At 57.7% G+C, this 17,394-nt stretch carries 16 protein-coding genes; 2 read left to right on the top strand and 14 right to left on the bottom strand.

From position 1 onward, the window contains the following. Positions 1 to 32: 32 nt before the first annotated feature. The 9 genes from LDZ21_RS27970 to LDZ21_RS27930 all read right to left on the bottom strand — a co-directional run bounded on the left by LDZ21_RS27970 (position 33) and on the right by LDZ21_RS27930 (position 6,045). Positions 33 to 557: a hypothetical protein gene (locus tag LDZ21_RS27970; RefSeq protein WP_244797456.1), complete on the bottom strand. Its 525-nt coding sequence runs from the start codon at positions 555 to 557 to the stop codon at positions 33 to 35. A gap of 186 nt (positions 558 to 743) precedes the next feature. Beyond that, positions 744 to 1,292, bottom strand: a complete 549-nt coding sequence (locus LDZ21_RS27965; RefSeq protein WP_244797455.1) for a hypothetical protein — start codon at positions 1,290 to 1,292, stop codon at positions 744 to 746. A gap of 145 nt (positions 1,293 to 1,437) precedes the next feature. Further along, complete coding sequence (locus LDZ21_RS27960) at positions 1,438 to 1,941, bottom strand: hypothetical protein (RefSeq protein WP_244797454.1); 504 nt, start codon at positions 1,939 to 1,941, stop codon at positions 1,438 to 1,440. Between the two features lie 111 nt (positions 1,942 to 2,052). After that, positions 2,053 to 3,171, bottom strand: a complete 1,119-nt coding sequence (locus tag LDZ21_RS27955; RefSeq protein WP_244797453.1) for a hypothetical protein — start codon at positions 3,169 to 3,171, stop codon at positions 2,053 to 2,055. Positions 3,172 to 3,193: 22 nt separating this feature from the next. Continuing rightward, positions 3,194 to 3,703 (bottom strand): hypothetical protein, encoded by a 510-nt coding sequence (locus LDZ21_RS27950; RefSeq protein WP_244797452.1) that lies wholly within the window; start codon positions 3,701 to 3,703, stop codon positions 3,194 to 3,196. Positions 3,704 to 3,894: 191 nt separating this feature from the next. Beyond that, positions 3,895 to 4,245: a hypothetical protein gene (locus LDZ21_RS27945; protein WP_244797451.1), complete on the bottom strand. Its 351-nt coding sequence runs from the start codon at positions 4,243 to 4,245 to the stop codon at positions 3,895 to 3,897. A 128-nt stretch (positions 4,246 to 4,373) separates the two neighbouring features. After that, positions 4,374 to 4,739, bottom strand: a complete 366-nt coding sequence (locus LDZ21_RS27940) for a hypothetical protein (RefSeq protein ID WP_244797450.1) — start codon at positions 4,737 to 4,739, stop codon at positions 4,374 to 4,376. A 401-nt stretch (positions 4,740 to 5,140) separates the two neighbouring features. Next, positions 5,141 to 5,326 (bottom strand): hypothetical protein, encoded by a 186-nt coding sequence (locus LDZ21_RS27935; RefSeq protein WP_244797449.1) that lies wholly within the window; start codon positions 5,324 to 5,326, stop codon positions 5,141 to 5,143. Between the two features lie 14 nt (positions 5,327 to 5,340). Further along, positions 5,341 to 6,045, bottom strand: a complete 705-nt coding sequence (locus LDZ21_RS27930; protein WP_244797448.1) for a hypothetical protein — start codon at positions 6,043 to 6,045, stop codon at positions 5,341 to 5,343. A 159-nt stretch (positions 6,046 to 6,204) separates the two neighbouring features. On the opposite strand from LDZ21_RS27930, the gene LDZ21_RS27925 reads away from it, so the two are divergent. Then, entirely contained in the window at positions 6,205 to 6,576 is a 372-nt protein-coding gene (locus LDZ21_RS27925; protein ID WP_244797447.1) for a hypothetical protein, read from the top strand. Positions 6,577 to 6,728: 152 nt separating this feature from the next. Here LDZ21_RS27925 and LDZ21_RS27920 read toward each other — a convergent pair whose 3' ends face one another. The 3 genes from LDZ21_RS27920 to LDZ21_RS27910 all read right to left on the bottom strand — a co-directional run bounded on the left by LDZ21_RS27920 (position 6,729) and on the right by LDZ21_RS27910 (position 9,412). Continuing rightward, positions 6,729 to 7,799, bottom strand: a complete 1,071-nt coding sequence (locus tag LDZ21_RS27920) for a hypothetical protein (protein ID WP_244797446.1) — start codon at positions 7,797 to 7,799, stop codon at positions 6,729 to 6,731. Positions 7,800 to 8,002: 203 nt separating this feature from the next. Next, a complete protein-coding gene (locus tag LDZ21_RS27915) occupies positions 8,003 to 8,899 on the bottom strand; it encodes a helix-turn-helix domain-containing protein (RefSeq protein ID WP_244797445.1) in 897 nt (298 codons plus the stop codon). A 33-nt stretch (positions 8,900 to 8,932) separates the two neighbouring features. Beyond that, entirely contained in the window at positions 8,933 to 9,412 is a 480-nt protein-coding gene (locus LDZ21_RS27910) for a DUF2726 domain-containing protein (RefSeq protein ID WP_244797444.1), read from the bottom strand. A gap of 136 nt (positions 9,413 to 9,548) precedes the next feature. Between LDZ21_RS27910 and LDZ21_RS27905 the strand changes: the two genes are divergently transcribed. Beyond that, entirely contained in the window at positions 9,549 to 10,046 is a 498-nt protein-coding gene (locus LDZ21_RS27905; protein WP_244797443.1) for a protein-disulfide reductase DsbD domain-containing protein, read from the top strand. 87 nt (positions 10,047 to 10,133) lie between these two features. Here LDZ21_RS27905 and LDZ21_RS27900 read toward each other — a convergent pair whose 3' ends face one another. Together LDZ21_RS27900 and LDZ21_RS27895 are read right to left on the bottom strand one after the other, a co-directional pair. Further along, complete coding sequence (locus tag LDZ21_RS27900; protein ID WP_244797442.1) at positions 10,134 to 15,668, bottom strand: AIDA repeat-containing protein; 5,535 nt, start codon at positions 15,666 to 15,668, stop codon at positions 10,134 to 10,136. Positions 15,669 to 15,834: 166 nt separating this feature from the next. After that, a complete protein-coding gene (locus tag LDZ21_RS27895; protein WP_425306867.1) occupies positions 15,835 to 17,181 on the bottom strand; it encodes an autotransporter strand-loop-strand O-heptosyltransferase in 1,347 nt (448 codons plus the stop codon). Between the last annotated feature and the right edge of the window lie 213 nt (positions 17,182 to 17,394).

Genomic DNA, 17,394 nt, shown 5'->3' with positions numbered 1-17,394 from the left:
CCCAGGCCGAAGTGGCACTGGGGCGGGTAGCGTTAGGCGTCGATGTCAACATCCTCTGCGTGGGCTTTTGCTTTGACCGCGAGCAGCAAGCGCTCGCTTTCGTCGAACGACGCGTCGACAGCATCTACAAACGCTTTCACTTCATTTCCGAGATCGGCGACGCAATGATGGAACATCTGCGGCCGTTCGGCGATCTTGCGCAGCAGAGATAGCATCTCCGCAGATTTGGCGGTGACCAGCAGATCTTTCATCGATTGGTCCAACACTGGCTCACCACTCACCCGGATGGGTGCATCCCCGTGGGAGATCTCGTGCGAATCGTCGATCTGCTCCATCCGGTCAAATACCTGCACCACACCCAACGCGGCCGCCGCGGTCATGGACCCATCCAGGTCGAGATACTCGTGCAACCTGGCTTCGGCTTTGTCGAAATCCTCCGCGGCTACGAGGTAGCGTTGGCTGACGCGGTAGTCCAGCGTTCGATTGATCGGGAAAAGCACCCGAGAGGGCTCGATCATCTCGTTTTGCTGAGCGGTGCTGCAAGATTGCACATTCATTTTTCGGCTCCTGTGAGTTGAATGGAAAATTCCCTGCCCAGCGAAATGCAACACACGCGTCTACAAACAGGTGACCCACGTGCAGATGACCATCACTCAATGGCCGCGTCCTGCTTCACCTGACAAGCGAGAAAAAGCCCCTACAACCTTGCGCAGGTAGTAGGGGCGCGGATAGCTCTTGAGGCGCTACAGTGGAATGACCTTGTAGTCATCCAGGACGCAACTGCCGGACTTTTTCAGCTCCTTTTTGATCTGCTCATCGGTGGGATCGGTCATGTAGTAACTCACCTGCCGATCATCACCGCCGCCGGACGGATGAATCCACGCGTCCACGCGATGCGTAAAGCCTTGGCGTTTGTACTTGGCATCAAGCTTCGCCAGCTTTTTCCTCTCCTTCTCCTGAGAAGCGGCAAACTCCGCGTTGAGCTTCGCCATGAAGCAGGATTCGCATTCTCCTTCGCGATTGGTTGACACGCTCGTCGGATCGAACGCGGGCTTGCTGCACTGTTTGCATGGCACGATGCGAACGCCCTCGAGCAACGTCTTCACATCGCTCTCGGTAGCCTGCACAAAAGCTAGCGACTTCTGGTGGAGATGCGCCTTTCCTCCGCCATCCATCATCACGCTGATCTGCAAACCGTAGCCGGGGTACATCCACGAACACGGATCGACGGTTGCAGCGAGCTCAACGCCACCGATGCTCCTCACGACCTTCACATTTTTCAGATTAACCATGCGCTTCTCCTTGGGGTTGGGAAAACTCCTTGCCCCTCGATATGCGATACAGGCGACAGCAAGGCAGGGGGTGCTGTTGGGGCGTCGGGCACAAAAAAGCCCGCCGTCCCTGTGGACAGGCGGGCCGTATGTGCCAAGATTCAGGTCAACGCGCGGCGGGCACCGTCTTCCGGCCATTCCCGTCAGCGTCAGCAACGACCAGTTCGACCGATTCACGCGTCAAGACGGCAACACCCTCTTCGGTGACCTGGTATCGAGACCAGTTATCGTTTTGTCGGATGCAGCAGTACGGGCGACCGTCACGCACGTGAAGAGACACTTCACGATCGCTTCGATCGAGTGAAAGCTTGCCCGTTGCAGTCTCGACTTCGCCAGGGTAAAAATCCTGGAGGCCAGATCGACCAGTTGAATAGTCGATCAACTCTCCGAGAATTTCGCAGACGTGGAACTTTGCGTCGCTGGCGGCTTGCTCTGATACCTGAGACACCGTTCGCATTTCCAGCAGCGATGTTTCCAGCGCCGAATATTCGGTACGCAACCAGTCCGGAACGTTTCCCCCGAAGGCGTCCAGCATGGCCTGCGCAGCACTGTTTAACCGCGACACTGCATCTGTCATGAGCAACGTTCCTTGCGCTTCGCAGTTTCCCATTACGATCTCCTTTGACGATAGGGGTTTTGACTGGATGCAACGGTGATGTCCCACACAGGACCACAAAAAAAAACGCCGTGTCGCGAGATGCGAGACACGGCGTTGGTTTGGTTAAGCAGATGGGTCTACGACGCCTACACGGACGGTGCACTGCGCGGTTGAAAGTCGGATTCTGTCGACGAGAGATCGAAACGCCAGCTTGTTGCCGGCAAAGAATTCCCGAACGACATCGACCTTGTCCGAAACGCCCTTCACGATACCTTGACCTTCGATCGTAAATGAAACCGGATAGCCATCCCGGTCTCGGTTCACGCGCGTCACGCCAAGCTGCATGATCGATTTTCCCTTGACCCAACCCAGCAGTTCCCTGATGAGCAGTTCTTGAGTCGTCGATCGCATCTGCCTCCGCCGGATCGCATCGGCTCGGGTTCCTTTACCAGCTAGCAAAGCCAGTGCGAAGTTTCGTGCCCGTTCAGCGCGCTGGTAGAGCTTCACCGCTTGTCCCGCCCTACGAACGGACGCGTCGAGGCTCTGGGACGCCCGCTTCGTCATCCGCGTGAACCCGACACCCAAGGGAAAAGAGTGGCCCTTGTTCATCGGATCAGCGCCCAGAGACGACGCGCGTGTGGCTCGCCGCTCAAACTCCGCTGCGCGTGCAAACTCGTCGCGAATGATACGCACGTCGGCCTCGCCCAGGACAACTCCGCCATTCAGCGCAGTGATGATCTGAGCGTCGATCGGGTTGCGATTGTCGAGCGTGCTGAGGTCCACAGGGATCACCGCTTCATCGCGTTCCTCAGACCTATCGACTTGTACGGTCTGCACCTCCGGACTGACTCTGCGCATGTCAGCCGTCGGGGCAAGAGTCCCCCCAGGCTGCCCGACAATCGACCTGTACTGCGTCAGCGCAACGTAGAGCGCCCGTTCGAAATGCACGCCTTGGATCGACTCCCCGCGGACGAGAACTCGCTCGGGCACACCGCCTTCAATGAAGACCATCGCGACGCCTTCATAGGTTTCCGGATCTGGGCCGAGCACGACCGCCCGGACCACCCCTCCGCCTGCAAGTGCGGCGGCGCCGTCCATGTGCACCCGGTCCCAGACTGCCTTCACGTCGGTGGCCTCAATGGGTGCCGATGAGACAGCAAGTTTCCTCACCTGCCCCAACCTCTCCAGCATCCACGCGGGCGGCTCTTGCACAATCATTGCGCTTCCGTTCAGTTCGCTCATTTCGTTCACTCCTCGGTGAGAATTAGCCAGGTGCGAGGAAATGAGCGCCAGCGGCACGTAAGCCGCCGCGAAACGCGGGTACTAAATATTCCGGATCGGTCTGGTCAAGCTCGCCCGGCAGGTAGTAGCCAGCACAAATTACGTTTCGAATGTAACTTCCGATTCCAATCTCCACGCCGTTTTCGAATGATTCCCATGCTTGCTCGCGATCGGGGCGGCTGTCGATCATCGTCGCGATCAGCATGAATTCCGGGCATTCCCTCTCACCGTGCTCAATGTGCAACGCGTGGGATTCCATAATCAGGATCGCATTTTTCCGGGTATTCACCACAAGGCGTCTGTGCTCTCTCGTCCAATGTTCCGTGCCCACTTCCGGCGCGGTGACTTTTTGGGCGACGCGGTGACCACGCTCAGAACCAAAGCCCCAAAGCTCGTCAGTCGACATTACTTTCAGCATGTTCAGATCAGTGAGCGCGCCCAGTTCCTCAAGGGTCATCGTTCTTTTCACGTCCACTGGGCTTCTTTCGTCCATTTCATTCCTTTCCGTGAGCCCGCGGCACCCTTACCGCGACCAGAAACCAGATTATGCGTCCCTTGCACTATGTAGCGGAATAGAGCTCAGCCGCGATCACGTGGTGGACAGGCCCGAGAAAGTGAAAAAGGGGCTGCGACGCGGCAACGTCACAACCCCTGCATCTACGTTTGCACCAGTGTGCGACCTACTCAGCCCTTGCTGTATCGGCGGCCCGGCCCATCGTTATAGGCTACACGACCCGGAGTGAACTTGCCGCTCCACTCGTGCCCCATTTCTTTGACTGCCTTTCGAACGTTGAGCTTGTTCGACGTTCCGCCGCGACTCTCGTGCATCTCGCAATGCTTCTGCTCGACTTTCAGCAGAAACTCGATGTCGTCCTGCGCGACGAGGAGCTTGTCCTGAAGCTTCTTGCGGCCGGAGATCTGCTTCCCGATGATGGCCGCGCAGATGGCTGCAATTGAACTGGTTAGGATGCTACCTACAGCCCCGATGATGGCCGCCTGGACAGCGGCGTCTTGCCAGTGAAGGAAGGTTTGCATGGATCTCTCCTCAAGGTTGCCTTGCAGGAGGGAAATGCGTCACAACAGGCAGTAAGCAGGGCCATCGGTGAGAAGTGCGACTTCCGTCCGTGGCTTCACCACTACCATTAGCTTTGAGGGCGCCAGCTTCAGGATCGCGCGGCAGACCGCGTGCCGCCTCTGGCGGCCTGTTGCTGTTCCCGCTTGTGCAGGCGTCTCACTGCCTTGACTGCGCGGAGATGTCGAATGTCCTCCGCCCAATGGCGACGCTTCAATTCAACGTCTATCTGTTCGCGAAATTCCCGAAGCTGGCCAACGACGCACAAGTGAAGATATGACCAGTCGAAGTTGTCGTTTTGCAGCCGACGGCGCCGGCGCCCGATCGCGTGCGGGCGATGTGCGATTTCCTCGTCGATGAGTCGCAGCGCGTACGTCAATTCGACCTCTGTATGCGCGGGGAGATTGTCGAAATTCAAGTGTCCGTCGCAATGAAGTAGCGACTCGATCATGTCCATGACGCACCTCGTATTTCACGCGCTTGAGATATCGTTATAGATCACAGAACGGCAAAAACCAAAAAGCCCACCATATGGTGGGCTTCTTGGTGCAAGGTCGGCCTCGCGGCCGTTTTTTCAACTCAGGAGCGTCAGAATGCCGTTCGGGCTTTGTCGCCCGGCATGTGAATATTAGACCATCGCCCAGCCATATCAGCAATGAAATTTACCACGGGGTAGTGCGAAAACGGGAATGAATCTACGCAAAAGCGCACGAAATCGCAGCGCGAAAATGGATGCGCCACGTCGTTGCCACTAACACACACAAGGTTATTAATAAGGATACCCATCGAACTTTGATGGGTACCAATATTATTTGCCTGCTTCCCCAATTTCGCAAAGCAGTGCATCGCGCCTTCCGTTCATTTCACTGCGACGCTGTTGCTACCGCGCTGTACTGTTGCCAGCCCTTGATCGATCACAATTCCCAATGCAATCGGCCCTGGCAACCGGGCCGCTTGGGCGAAAAACTCCTCCAACCTGATGGCAGGGATTTCAACCGTTTCCCCAGCCTCGATCCGGGAGAGAATCTGGTATGCCTGGATCATGTCGTGGCTACCCGTCAGAGCGACATCACGGAACCGTCCGCGGCCTTGCTCTGGATCAGCTTGATTGACGCCGCATCGAGCTGCCGCTCCAGCGTCGTCGCCGTTATCCAAGGCCCCCCTGCACATGCGTTTCCGCATCGCAATGCCCAAAGGTAGGCATTTTTCACGTCTCGCGCCTGCTCGTACGTTCCGGCAACAAGGCCAGCGGCGTCGGACTCTCCAGCGACCCAAGATGCGCGATAAAACGTGACCGCACGGTCATAGTTACGCGGTACTCCGATGCCGTCCCTGAGAATCGCGCCGGCGAGCCGCAGATAGATTTTGGCCTCTTCGGACTTTGCGCCCTGCAAGCCATCGGCCCGCGAGAGGATTGCGGCGGAGAACCTCTCCATCGTTGCCCGCTGGATGTACGAGTCACCCAACAGTTCGCGGGCTGCTTTCACGTCGCCCGCGGCCACCGCCATGCCAAGATGGTTGGTCGCCTGCGCCGCGACCCGCCCCTTCAGATCCAGACAATCGCGATCTCGGCCAGAAAAGATCGTCAGCCCATCACACCCCATCTGCTCGCTGACACCGCTCAGCGCGACATATTTTTGGAAGTCGGTGAGCGTCGCATCATTCGCGGCACGCATCGCCGCCTGCCCGTCGTGGACCTCACCGCAGGCCGACAAACTACATAGCGTCGCGGTCACCACAACCCCCAAGAGATACCTGAGCATTGCATTTCCTTTTTAGATTCTTAACACGTCCCAATAATACTAGATCTATATATTTTGACAAGCGGCTGTTGAAAATCGCCTTACCGTGCAAGGGATGTAGACAGGCCTGTTGCGCATCACTCCCCGCAAGGCCTAACTCAACTCAACAGGAGAAAAATCGTGACAAGCCTGAACGCGAAACCTGCACAGTCACCAGCAGATCTCGCCATCTTTCGCTCAAGCCGAAGCAGCAGCCCGGTCGGCACTGCCATGCGAGCGCATTTGGGAATGAGCGCGACACCGCCGGCGGACTGGCGTGGCGACGCTCCCGCTTTCTCGATGGAACAGGGAAAGATGACCGTGAGGAACTGGGACACGTCCGAACTGCTGCCGGAATTCAAGGGGATCGCATACGACTATATGGCGCGAGCATTTGTGTCCCTCGGCTTCGACGGGGGCGAACGCAGCATCAACTACCTGCTGTCGAGAACCTGCGCAGAGGCGAAGGTCGAAGCGGCAGAGATGAAGAACCGTTTCGACGCAATCCGATAGAAATTTAACCCGCAGCACCAGCCCGCCGTCTCATGACGAGCGGGCCTTTTGTTTTCTCATCTTCCAGGAGGACAGAAGCGGACCCCGCTCCCTTGGCGCCTGTGTGCGAATCCGGGTAGTGACCGTCTGATAGAAGACAGTCGTCCTGTGAGTCAGTAGTCGGCAGGGACGAAGAAATCAGGCTGAGAAAGGCAAAACCAAGGATGCTCAGACGCAAGTGGCCAGGTATCGTTTTCAACCTCCTGCTTAGTCTCGGCACCGATTGGCTCGATGTCTTGTAGAGGCCATCCCGCACGAGCGAGGCCTTTCACTAGCGGCATCTCACAAACGACGCCGGTAGCCCTGAGAAACGGTTGGGTAAATCGCTCATCGTAGGACAAGCTTACTCTTACCCTAGTCGAAGTAGATTTGCATAACTGAAGGATCATGGCTACCGAGACGGGATCACCTGAGAGTGGGTCCGGACCCACATCCCACAGCCGCGATTCGAGTTCAGCGATACTCATCCAACGCGCAACCCTCCGGTTATCGTGCAGTGGACGAAACGCCCCCGAAGCCAGTAAGCGTCGACTCACTTCACCAAGTCTCCGGACAAATTCCTCATCCTTCAAAAGGTAGGTCGTTGGCTCCTTATTTTTATCTTCCTCGCCCCACCTTCGAACGTCCGCCAGAACAACATAGGGCAGATCGAACACCGCTCGCCAAATATCTCGAAGATCAAACTTGATTCTGATTTCAGAGGTCGAAATCCTATACCAAGTTTTGTGCATTAGAAGTAGCTGCTCGCTATCCGCGAATCTGAATGACTTCAGCGGCGCCGTTTCGGTTAGCCAACGACCGCATTTTCTGGAAAGCCCTAAGTAATACGATGGAAGAATCGCCTTAACGGCGGGATGGTCTTCTGTCTTTGCCATTCGCTTGTGAAAGTCTGGCGTAACGTCACGCCTTAACACGCGCCAAACATCAAGCGCCTCGAGCTCGTCAATCGCCTGGCTCAGAGTGGCCCAGTCATGCTGGTGGCCGTATTGTTCCGAGATAAAATCTTCCGGGACGATATCGTCAAATGTCAGGATGCTCCGCAAGCGTCGAGAAGCGACTAACATCTGTTCGCGAACGTCAGGCCATGGTGACAGTTTCAGTTTGAAAGCGACCTCCTTCTGGAGGTCCGGTAGGTTCAGAGCCTGTGCGACGGTCCGCACTTTTGGGAAAACGGTGTCAGCCATATTTGCACCTTTCGAGGAATGATGTCGTTATGCTGGCGCTACCCGAAAGACCTCTAAGTCAGAAATGAATAGTCGTCGACGAGATGCACAAGCGTGGCGTCGCCGTGTCCGCGCTGGCAACACCCATTCGCGACTGGAACCCGCTTACCCGCGAAACAGCTCCCGCGCAGAATACGCTGTTTTTCACGATATGACAGTTCCAGCTACAGAAACAAACGCTCTCCTCCGCGTTGCTCCGTAGCGCCGTCGCTCTGGGCGTCGGGCACGATCGAATTGAACTTGACCTTATAGCGCTCGCAAAGCGCCTGCATCACGTCATTCGGAATCAGTTTGTGGTTTTTGTACAGTCTATACAAGATCGCAGCGATCGAGCGCCGATGCAAAAGCGCGATTTCCGGGATTGGGGTGAGAGCCTGGTACTCTCGCACGAGTCGTTCATCCTCCTCGGAGGGCCACTTGGTGCCCTTTGACTCGAGTCCCGGTTGCTTCTCCGAACCCGCGCTGGATTCTGCCGGGCCAGCAGACGGCTTTTCCGGGGTGGGCGCCGCCGGCCGCATTGGTCGGTCGGTCTGCTCGATCACGCTAGCACCTTTGGCGTCGGCAATCGAGGCAGCGAGGTGACGCCAGGCCGTCCGCTTTTCGCCCTCGGCCGCATGATACTGAACGCTAGCGATAACCTGTAGAGGGCTTACCCCAAGCTCAAGTGCAAGCCGCCAGCTTTCCTCAACCGTCAGCGCAACTTTGCCGGTACGCCACTGGGAGAAAAGGCTTTTGGAGATCCCGAGATATTCAGCCAGCGCAATATCCGCATGGAAACCCTTCGCGGTCTTCAGTCGATCGAGCCAATCACCAGGCGTGAGCAGATTGACTTCACGCGGCACGGACGTATCCGATGCTTCGTGCCTCGCATTCGTCGTCTCTCCGGAAGCATGGATACCCTGTAGCTGGCTAAGGGCCGCCGCCCCGGCCGAGGCGGCCAGCCTGATATTTGATGTCAATTTGAACGTGCCATCGGCGATCGGCTTTCCGAGCTCATCCATGCCGGCGGCCAGGTTGATCAGAATTCTGGTGCTGCGTTGCGAGTGAGCATCAATCGCCATGTCCGTTTCCCCTCGTTCAAATCCAGCGACGCCTTACAGCCCCAAGTCAGAACGAATTTTCGAGATCTCGGGCAAGTTTCGGTAACGGATCGCCTTCACTCCTACCGCCTTCATCAATTCGTCCCGTCGTTTGTCCAACGCCTTCTGCTCTTTCTTATCGTGGGTGGAGTCATCGAGTTCGACGAGAGCAACGACTTCGAAATTCTTGTTGCACACCAGAAAGTCGCCCCGGTTATGTGCGACGGCGTTTCTCGCCTTGGTCTTGTCCACCAGCGCCGTACCCTTAACCTTCAAAAACGCGCCAAACACCACTTGGGGAGCGACCAAGAGTTCACGACCAACGGCCTCTTGCAACCGCCAGAACAGGCCCTGCTCGTTTTCTGTGAGCAACGGTATGGTCTGGTAGTGCTTCGGCGAATATTTCGCACTCGACTGAAGCTTTCCAAGCAGGATGTACGCCATCACCGTTGCAACGACAAAGCACACTGCGATCAGTTTGAAGTCAATTCCCATTTCATTGGTCCGGGCTGAGTTGGCATTTGCAGACGCATCGAAATTTACCAATTCGATACATAACACGTCACTATACAATATTGGTATTCTAAACCGTTTCCGTTGCCGATCATACAGTTACAAAACCGCTATGGGCATGACCTCCCTCACTGACGCTCTCCGCATCACCGTGACTGCTGTTGCCGTCGCATTTCCTTTATGTGCCTGCCCGGTCGCACAGGCTGCCTTGGCCGACAAGGCGCTCGCAAGCGCGCTGGAGGGTCTCGGACCACCACCCCAGGCCAATCAGCTCCTGAGCCCCGAAAAGGCGTTCTCAGCAAGAGCGAGCCTCAATGGGGACCACGTGTCGCTGATCCTCCAGGCAGCGGAGGGATACTACCTATATCGCGATCGAATATCCGTTGTCGCTTCCCTGAAAGACCAGATCGGGCAGCCGGCATTTCCGGATGGTGAAGTGAAGACAGACCAGTTCTTCGGCCGCCAGGTGATCTATCGGCACGGCGCGTATGTGGTTGTGCCCGTGGCGAGCTCCTTTAAGGGGGCGCTGAAGATCAAAGTCACCTATCAAGGATGTGCGGTCGTAGGCGTGTGCTACCCCCCGCAAACGCGTGAATTTTCTTTCGCTCGGCCATAGGCTGTCGTCGCGGCGGGAGAAGAAAAAAAGCCCGACCTTTCGAAGGCCGGGCTTTTCTATGGCGTTACGCTAGGTCGCTGGCGATCGTTACCACTTCCACTCTGCGCCCGCTTGCACCCCGTAGTCCGCGGTATGACCGCCAATCTGGCCGACGACACGACCGAAAACGGATGCACTCTTTGTCGCTTGCAACGTTCCGCCCAGTGACAGACGGCCCGAGTCACGCTCGGTCGAGGTGGAGAACGCCTGCCAGCTAGCGCCGGGCGCACCGATGAACGACGCTGTCACGGCGTGATCACCACCGTTGAGACGGTGATCCCACGACAGGTCTGCCTCAAACTGCACGGCCTTGCCGAAGACATTGCGCGGCACGCTCTGGAAGCGTACCCCAAGGACACTCGACACAGCGTTGTACGACGTGCTGCCAACGTTCAACGCGATCGTATCGCCCCCTTCGCTAACGCTGTCCTGACCATAGTGACCGATCCGCAGGCCTGCGTACGGCTTCACAGCACCCACGCTGGTTTTGAGGTCGAGCCCGCCTTCGAGGTATGCGGTTTCAGCAAGCGTCGTGAACGAACCGTTGGCCTTCAATGTGGAATCACCGATGGCGACCTTACGATGCTCATTGGTATTCCAGTATCCAAAGCCTACCTCGCCCATAACGTAGGCCGCTGTGGTGCTGGGCATCCACGCGCCGTACAGGACGGCCTGGACACCGTTGATGCGGCTATCCGCATCGCGCGAATTGAAGCTAACGTCATCGGTGCCAAACGAGACTGCGACGCCAGCCTTCGTTGTCGCACCGACGCTGCGATCGTAGCCCACTGCGACGATTGCCGAAGTGTCCTGCCAGCCGCTCGCACCCGTGGCCGGGTCGCTCGAGACGGAATCGTGCTGACCTGCCGCCGCTGCCCACAGACCGTTGCCGCGGTCGATGCCGTTGGTCGTCATGCGTTGCGCGATGAGTTCCTGCATCTGGCTGGTGCGATTCATTGCGACTTGCGTGGTGACGCCCAGCTCATCGCCACTCAGCGAAGTCATGATGCTCTCGGCCTGATCGCGCGATGCAGTGATGAGCGCGGCCGTCAGCGCATTACCGCCGGCTGCATAAATGCTGTTCAGTGCAACCGCGACGCCATTAGCATTATTGGCAGCTCCGGGAAGCACGAAACCTTGACCTGTGAAGCCTGAGTTCTCCTTCAGAGAAAGGGAGATCTCGCCGACGTTATAGCTGACAGTCGGCGTCAGATAGGCAAGGTTCGTCTCGATCACGTTGAACTGACCGGTTTCAGTCCCCGTGTATTTCACAAGCGCGTATTGCGTTGCTGGCGAATACGCACCAGGCGACGCGACGATCCGAAGCGTTGAGCCTTCGGCTACCGTAACGTTGCCGTTCACGTTCGTCACGCCTGCTTGTTGCGGTGTGACAGCAACCTGATACGTCGAACCTGACGCAAACGACAGATTCCCGTTCACGTGAAGACCAGCGGCAGGCATGTCGGCGTGCAGGGTACTTCCCTGAGTGACCTCAAGGTCCGACCCGATCGTTCCAATACCGGCAATCTGTGAGGCCTTGGCCGTAAGCTTGTTCAGCACACCATCAACGATAACCGTACCGGAAGTGGCCGTCGTGCTCGTGCCCAACCCGCCAACTTCAATGGATTGAACGCCACCCGGGAGGACTACCGTCTCCCTTGCCTCGCCGCCAAGATGAACGATCTGCGTACCCGCAATCGAAGCGGACACGGCAATGCCTGTGGCGTCGACTGTCTGGAGACCACCAGCACGCACAAGAGCGTTATCGGCTTCGCCCCCGAATGCAACCTGCTGCGTGCCGCCAGACTCCACCACAGCGTTGTATGAGTAGCCTTCGACATCGCCGTCGACGTACTGCAAGCCGCCAGCCTTGATGATGGCGTTATATGACGCTCCTCCACCGTAAACCGCTTCTACGCCGCCGCTGCCAACGGTTGTGTTCGAAGTTACGCCGCCGGACGCAATGTTTTGTGTGGCGCCGGCGTTCAGGTTCGTGTCCAGTGCCGCCCCGCCCGAATAGACGTTCTGAACACCGCCGCTAGCAACGATGGTATTCGCAGCTATGCCACCCGAGTTGACGCTCTGGGTGCCCCCCGAGCTGACCATGGTCCGGGAAGCTACCACTCCATCTTGCAAGATCTGCGCGCCGCCACTGTTCACGATCGTGTTTGAGGCAACGCCACCGTGCTGAACAAGTTGCGTTCCGCCGCTATTTACCGTCGTGTCAACTGTTTGACCGCCGGAGTGAACAACCTGTAGCCCGGAATAATTTACGGTAGTGTTGCTTGTTACGCCCGAGGCATACACGTTCTCCACGCCACCACTGTTCACGATTGAGCTGATGGCAGTGCCGCTCGCAAGCACTGCCAGCGTTCCCCCATTTTCAAGCACTACGCTGTTCGCCAAGTGGTCATGGATAGAGAACGGCGCCGAGACTCCGCCTGACACGTATGCACCGCTTATCTCTTCGTTAGTGGTCAAATGAAGAACGCCGCCAGCATGCTGAACGATGTTTGTCGCAGTCCCGCCGTCGGCCACCGTAAGTGCGCCGTTGCTGTTGACGACTACGCCGGTGGCAACACCGCCGCCTTCCACATTTAGCGCACCACTTGAGTTGATAGTTGTAGCAATCGCGCCGCCGCCAGTGTGAACGGTAAATACACCGCCATTCTCAAGCACAACGCCGCTGGCGTTGCCGCCACCAACTGAGAAGTAGCTTGTCGAACTGCCAGACACATACATCCCAGTGAGGTTGGAGTCGGTCGAGGCGGCGATTGTGGCGCCTGCGCTTTGCGTGATTCCTGTCGCAGTCCCACCGTCGGAGACATCAAGCACGCCGCCACCGGAGACCACCACGCCATGCGCAGCACCGCCGGACGCAACATCCTGAACGCCGCCCGACTTAATGTATGTTCCGTCTGCTGTGCCTCCTGATGCTACGGTCTGTACCGCGCCTCCATTGACGGTAGTGGTGCTGACCAATCCACCAGCGCCAACGATTTGCGAGCCGCCGGCATCGATAAACACACCGGAGCCAAAGCCACCGGAGACCACGATCTGCTCGCCACCGCTGAGAATGGCACCGCCAACGGCCGTGCCGCCGTTCACATTTTGTGTACCGCCGCTCGATACAGTTGTGTTCGTGGCCGCAGCACCTGACATCACATTCTGCGTGCCGAGATTGTCGACCACGGAGCCCACAGTGATGCCGCCATTTGATACGTTCTGCACGCCGCCTGCTTCGACAACGGTGCCGATGGTCGTTCCGCCAGCGGAAACGTCCTGGGCTCCGCCTGCATTCACGGTGGTTTGATAAGCGGTCCCCCCGGACACGGTTTGATTGCCACCGCCGTTGACATGAGTACCGGTCGTGGCGCCCTGGGGACCCACGACCTCCGTTCCACCATTGAGCACCGTGCCCGTGGCCAAGCCTGCACTACCGATCCACTGAACGCCGCCCGCAGACACTGTCGAGCTGATCGCTTGCCCGCCCCCCGAGATGGTCTCCTTGCCGCCGCCGAGGACGATAGTATCAACAGAACTGCCCGAGGCGATCACTCCTAGCTGACCGCCGCTGCTCACAACCGTTCCCGAGACGACACCGCCTGAAACGATTTGCGAGCCTCCAGATTGCACGGAAGCACTAGTCGCTAGACCGCCAGGGCCGACCGTTTGACTACCGCCCGAGCCAATTGTCGTTTCTTCGGCGACTCCACTACTGTTCACAACTTGCGATCCGCCCGAGCCCACCGAAGTACCGATAGCTACGCCGGATGTAACCGTCTGTTGACCGCCGGCCGAGACAGTAGCACCAGTAGTTTCACCTCCGGATAGAACATTCTGCGTGCCGCCAGAGAGGATCTGTGAGTCGGACACCAAAGCACCGGAGGAGACGTTTTGCGTGCCGCCGCTGGACACCACCGTCGAACTTGCCGTGCCACCGGAGGCAACATTCTGCGTGCCGCCACCCTGCACCACCGAAGAAGTAGCGGTACCTCCCGACGCGATATTCTGGGTACCGCCCGTCGACACAACTGTCGAAATTGCTGTACCACCCGAACCAACGTTCTGGGCACCGCCGCCCGCAACGCTCGTTCCGCTGGCTTGACCACCATCGAGAATTGTCTGAGTACCCCCGCTGCTAACTACTGCATTAACCGACTTGCCCCCTGACGAGACATTCTGCGTCCCGCCGCCGCTCACCGTCGTTGCACTTGCAACGCCGCCTGATAAGACGTTTTCTGTGCCTCCGCTGGAGACCACTGTGCCGATAGCTATGCCCCCCGACGACACGGCCTGCAAGCCACCATCGCTAATGATCGCGCCCGCGGCAACGCCACCTCCGGCGACAGTTTCAACACCACCGCTTTTGATCGTTGTGCTCGTTGCAGATCCGCCCGACACAAGCTCGGTACCACCACCATTGACTATGGTTCCTGTCGTTGACGCGCCAGAGGACACAATCTGCACACCACCGCTGCTGATCACGGTACCCCCAGCGCCGGGACCCGTTGCGGTCGAAGAAGAGTTGCCGCTGACGATCGCGCCAGCCGAGAGGATCTGAATACCTCCCGCGTATACAATGGTGTTGATTGCACTTCCGCCCGCCCACACGCGCTGCGTACCGCCGGATGCGAGCTGCGCACCAAAGGTCTTGCCGCCACCCATGACCAATTGCGAGCCGCCGCTATTGATCAAAGTACCACTGGCAACGCCACCCGACGAAATCGTCTGGCTCCCGCCATTATTCACGGTTGAGCTGAGGGCAACGCCACCGTAGCTAACCACCTGACTGCCACCCGAGCTCACGTTAGCGCTAATGGCCGACCCGCCATAGGCGAGGACCTGCACACCCTTCTCGAGAATTGTCGCGTTGAGGTCAACGTTCGCACCTTGGCTCCCAAGGTTTGCGCCGTTCACATATTCCGTTCCGCCGCCACCGATGAGACCGCTACTCGTGTGCAGAATTCCGCCACCAATGATCAGGTTTTCTGCGACAGCATTGTCCCAGCCATTCATCGTGAGAGTGCCGCCGTTCTCGATAACGAGACCACTGACGTGACCACTGCCCATCGAGAAAGAGTGAGACGTACCGTCTGAGGCAACGTAGATGCCCGACAGGATATTGCCGCTCGTAGAGCTTTTGGCGCCGCCGATGTTCAGCCGCGCACCAGCATGGACAACGAGATCTGTTACCCTGGCGCCAGAAAATCCGACAGTCGGGTCCGACATGGCGAGCCCGCCCCCTTTGCTGACTACACCCCCGCTCACTTTCCCACCATTGCCAACCAGCAAGTTACCGCCGCTGTTTGCGATACCGCCGTTGACAACCGTGCCGCTTTGGACGGTTACGTTGTCCAACTCTCCGGTGCCTGAGACGTTATATTGATCTCCTGGCATGATGACCACATTCGAGATGGCCCCATTTGTGAGCGTGGTAGTTGCTGCCATAGCTGGGTCGACGGCGATGGCCGTCTTTAACAGGACCGCCGACATCAGCAGCCTGACCAGCCGAGGCACGCTCGCTTTGCGCAGGCCGAACCGATGAACGCAATACTTGCGTCGATAGGTCAAACGCTTCATTGAGATACTCCAAGAGGGAGAGATGGATTTGGGACGGGGCGTGTGCCAGCCCGCTCCGTATGCACTGCTAAAGCCAAATGGCCACGCGTATCAACCTGATCGCTCTTGAGGCGCAACAAGAAAGCTGCCGAAGCCGTTTTTTGGTCGCGCCGCGCGGCCACATGCGTTACTGCGAGATTTCGACTTCCTTCGCCCGGTCAGCGAAGGAAGGAATGGTCCTGATGACTCTCTTCACCTGCTCCGGCGTGATCAGCCGGGTGCACTCGAACTGCTGCGGTGTACCTGCCTTGCGCGGACACCACATGAAATCGCTGTGATCGAACAGTTCCTTTGGGTCGTTCCAGCATGAGTTGCACGTGTGGTAATTGATCACCCTATAGGGCGTGAAGAATTCATTCGTGGGATGTGTGAAACCACTGATCATTACGACAGGAACACCCGTCGCCCACGCCAGCCAGGACAGACCACTCGATAGCCCGATGAAAAATTCAGCGTGCCTGATCCAGCGTGCGCGCTCCGAAAGTGGCCGATCGCCGGTCTGGTCTTCGCAACCATGCGGAATGTGGTTCCATATAACGCCCGAACCATGCGCCGGCTTCTGATCGATGCAAATGACCCGGTAGCCTTCCGACTTCAAAAACTGAATCACATCGCGCCAACCTGTCACGCTGTTCCAATACTTGCATTGCGTCGACGCTTGCGTAGCAATGACGACATACTTCTCTGAAATCGGACGCGTCTCATCAGGGATGTGCAGCAATGGGCGCTCCTCCGTTGGATCGACACCAAGGATGTAGCCCGCGGTGCGATGTAGGCCAACGAGGCGGAAATCGGAGGGCTGGTGCCTGTTATCGGAGTCGCTGAAGAAGAGACCGATACGATAGGTTGCGTAGTAGCTGTCGACGTTCACCTCTTCCGGCGTGCACAAGCGGATCGTCGGGTACATCTTCTCGAAGAGGTGAATAAGCGGCTTCGCCATCGAGACGGTGAGCTTGCAGCCGTGCTGCTTTTCAAACTTCGCAGCGTAAGGAAACCACCCCATCGTGTCTCCAAGCGTGCCGACGGGCAGCTCGATCAGCACTTCCTTGCCTTTGAGATCCATATGGTGCTCAAAAACCTTTTTGTTTTCCTTCCAAACCTCAACTTGAAACGGCACGAAGTACTTCTTGGTGCTACTTGCTCCACCGGTTTGCCCATCTGGAGTCGAGATGGGCATTTCAAACAGCGTTACGTTTGCTTCGGAATCGCGAACCACCACACGCCACTCTCCGGACGGCACAGAAACGCGACAACCGTCATTGAAATCAAAGCGGATACCCTCTGGCCCAGCCTGCGTGCACATCCTTGCCGGCGCACGGAAGCAACTCGACTCGGCTTTGGCGGAAACTACGGAAAGGTGCGATTCCGACTTGACGAAATTAACTACAGTCTCACCCTTCGGTGCTGTCGCGGAGAGATCGGACTTGCTTTGTTGGGAATCGGTCGCGGTAGTTGCCAGAGCCGGGTTTGCCATGCTGAATGCCTCAGAAATGTTGGGGCGCGTCACGCTGCCCCGCCATTTCCCAGATGCACCCTTGGTCGGAAAATCGGCCCTGCCGCATGCAGGCGACCCAAATAAACCGGCTTATCGGTCAGATAGCTCCGGGTTTGGTAGAGGCACGCGGCACGGGTCAGGCCAAACGCAAACATTTTGTATCGCCCTAATACATACCGTGTAGCGATAATA

Source organism: Caballeronia grimmiae (assembly GCF_022879615.1).
GTDB lineage: Bacteria > Pseudomonadota > Gammaproteobacteria > Burkholderiales > Burkholderiaceae > Caballeronia > Caballeronia grimmiae.
Note: the sequence above shows the minus strand (reverse complement) of the source record. Positions and strands in the feature narration are given on the sequence as shown.

Coding starts and splice junctions, on each gene's coding strand:
- LDZ21_RS27970 (WP_244797456.1), bottom strand. CDS start 557: ATGAATGTGCAATCTTGCAGCACCGCTCAGCAAAACGAGATGATCGAG.
- LDZ21_RS27965 (WP_244797455.1), bottom strand. CDS start 1,292: ATGGTTAATCTGAAAAATGTGAAGGTCGTGAGGAGCATCGGTGGCGTT.
- LDZ21_RS27960 (WP_244797454.1), bottom strand. CDS start 1,941: ATGGGAAACTGCGAAGCGCAAGGAACGTTGCTCATGACAGATGCAGTG.
- LDZ21_RS27955 (WP_244797453.1), bottom strand. CDS start 3,171: ATGAGCGAACTGAACGGAAGCGCAATGATTGTGCAAGAGCCGCCCGCG.
- LDZ21_RS27950 (WP_244797452.1), bottom strand. CDS start 3,703: ATGGACGAAAGAAGCCCAGTGGACGTGAAAAGAACGATGACCCTTGAG.
- LDZ21_RS27945 (WP_244797451.1), bottom strand. CDS start 4,245: ATGCAAACCTTCCTTCACTGGCAAGACGCCGCTGTCCAGGCGGCCATC.
- LDZ21_RS27940 (WP_244797450.1), bottom strand. CDS start 4,739: ATGGACATGATCGAGTCGCTACTTCATTGCGACGGACACTTGAATTTC.
- LDZ21_RS27935 (WP_244797449.1), bottom strand. CDS start 5,326: ATGATCCAGGCATACCAGATTCTCTCCCGGATCGAGGCTGGGGAAACG.
- LDZ21_RS27930 (WP_244797448.1), bottom strand. CDS start 6,045: ATGCTCAGGTATCTCTTGGGGGTTGTGGTGACCGCGACGCTATGTAGT.
- LDZ21_RS27920 (WP_244797446.1), bottom strand. CDS start 7,799: ATGGCTGACACCGTTTTCCCAAAAGTGCGGACCGTCGCACAGGCTCTG.
- LDZ21_RS27915 (WP_244797445.1), bottom strand. CDS start 8,899: ATGGCGATTGATGCTCACTCGCAACGCAGCACCAGAATTCTGATCAAC.
- LDZ21_RS27910 (WP_244797444.1), bottom strand. CDS start 9,412: ATGGGAATTGACTTCAAACTGATCGCAGTGTGCTTTGTCGTTGCAACG.
- LDZ21_RS27905 (WP_244797443.1), top strand. CDS start 9,549: ATGACCTCCCTCACTGACGCTCTCCGCATCACCGTGACTGCTGTTGCC.
- LDZ21_RS27900 (WP_244797442.1), bottom strand. CDS start 15,668: ATGAAGCGTTTGACCTATCGACGCAAGTATTGCGTTCATCGGTTCGGC.
- LDZ21_RS27895 (WP_425306867.1), bottom strand. CDS start 17,181: ATGGCAAACCCGGCTCTGGCAACTACCGCGACCGATTCCCAACAAAGC.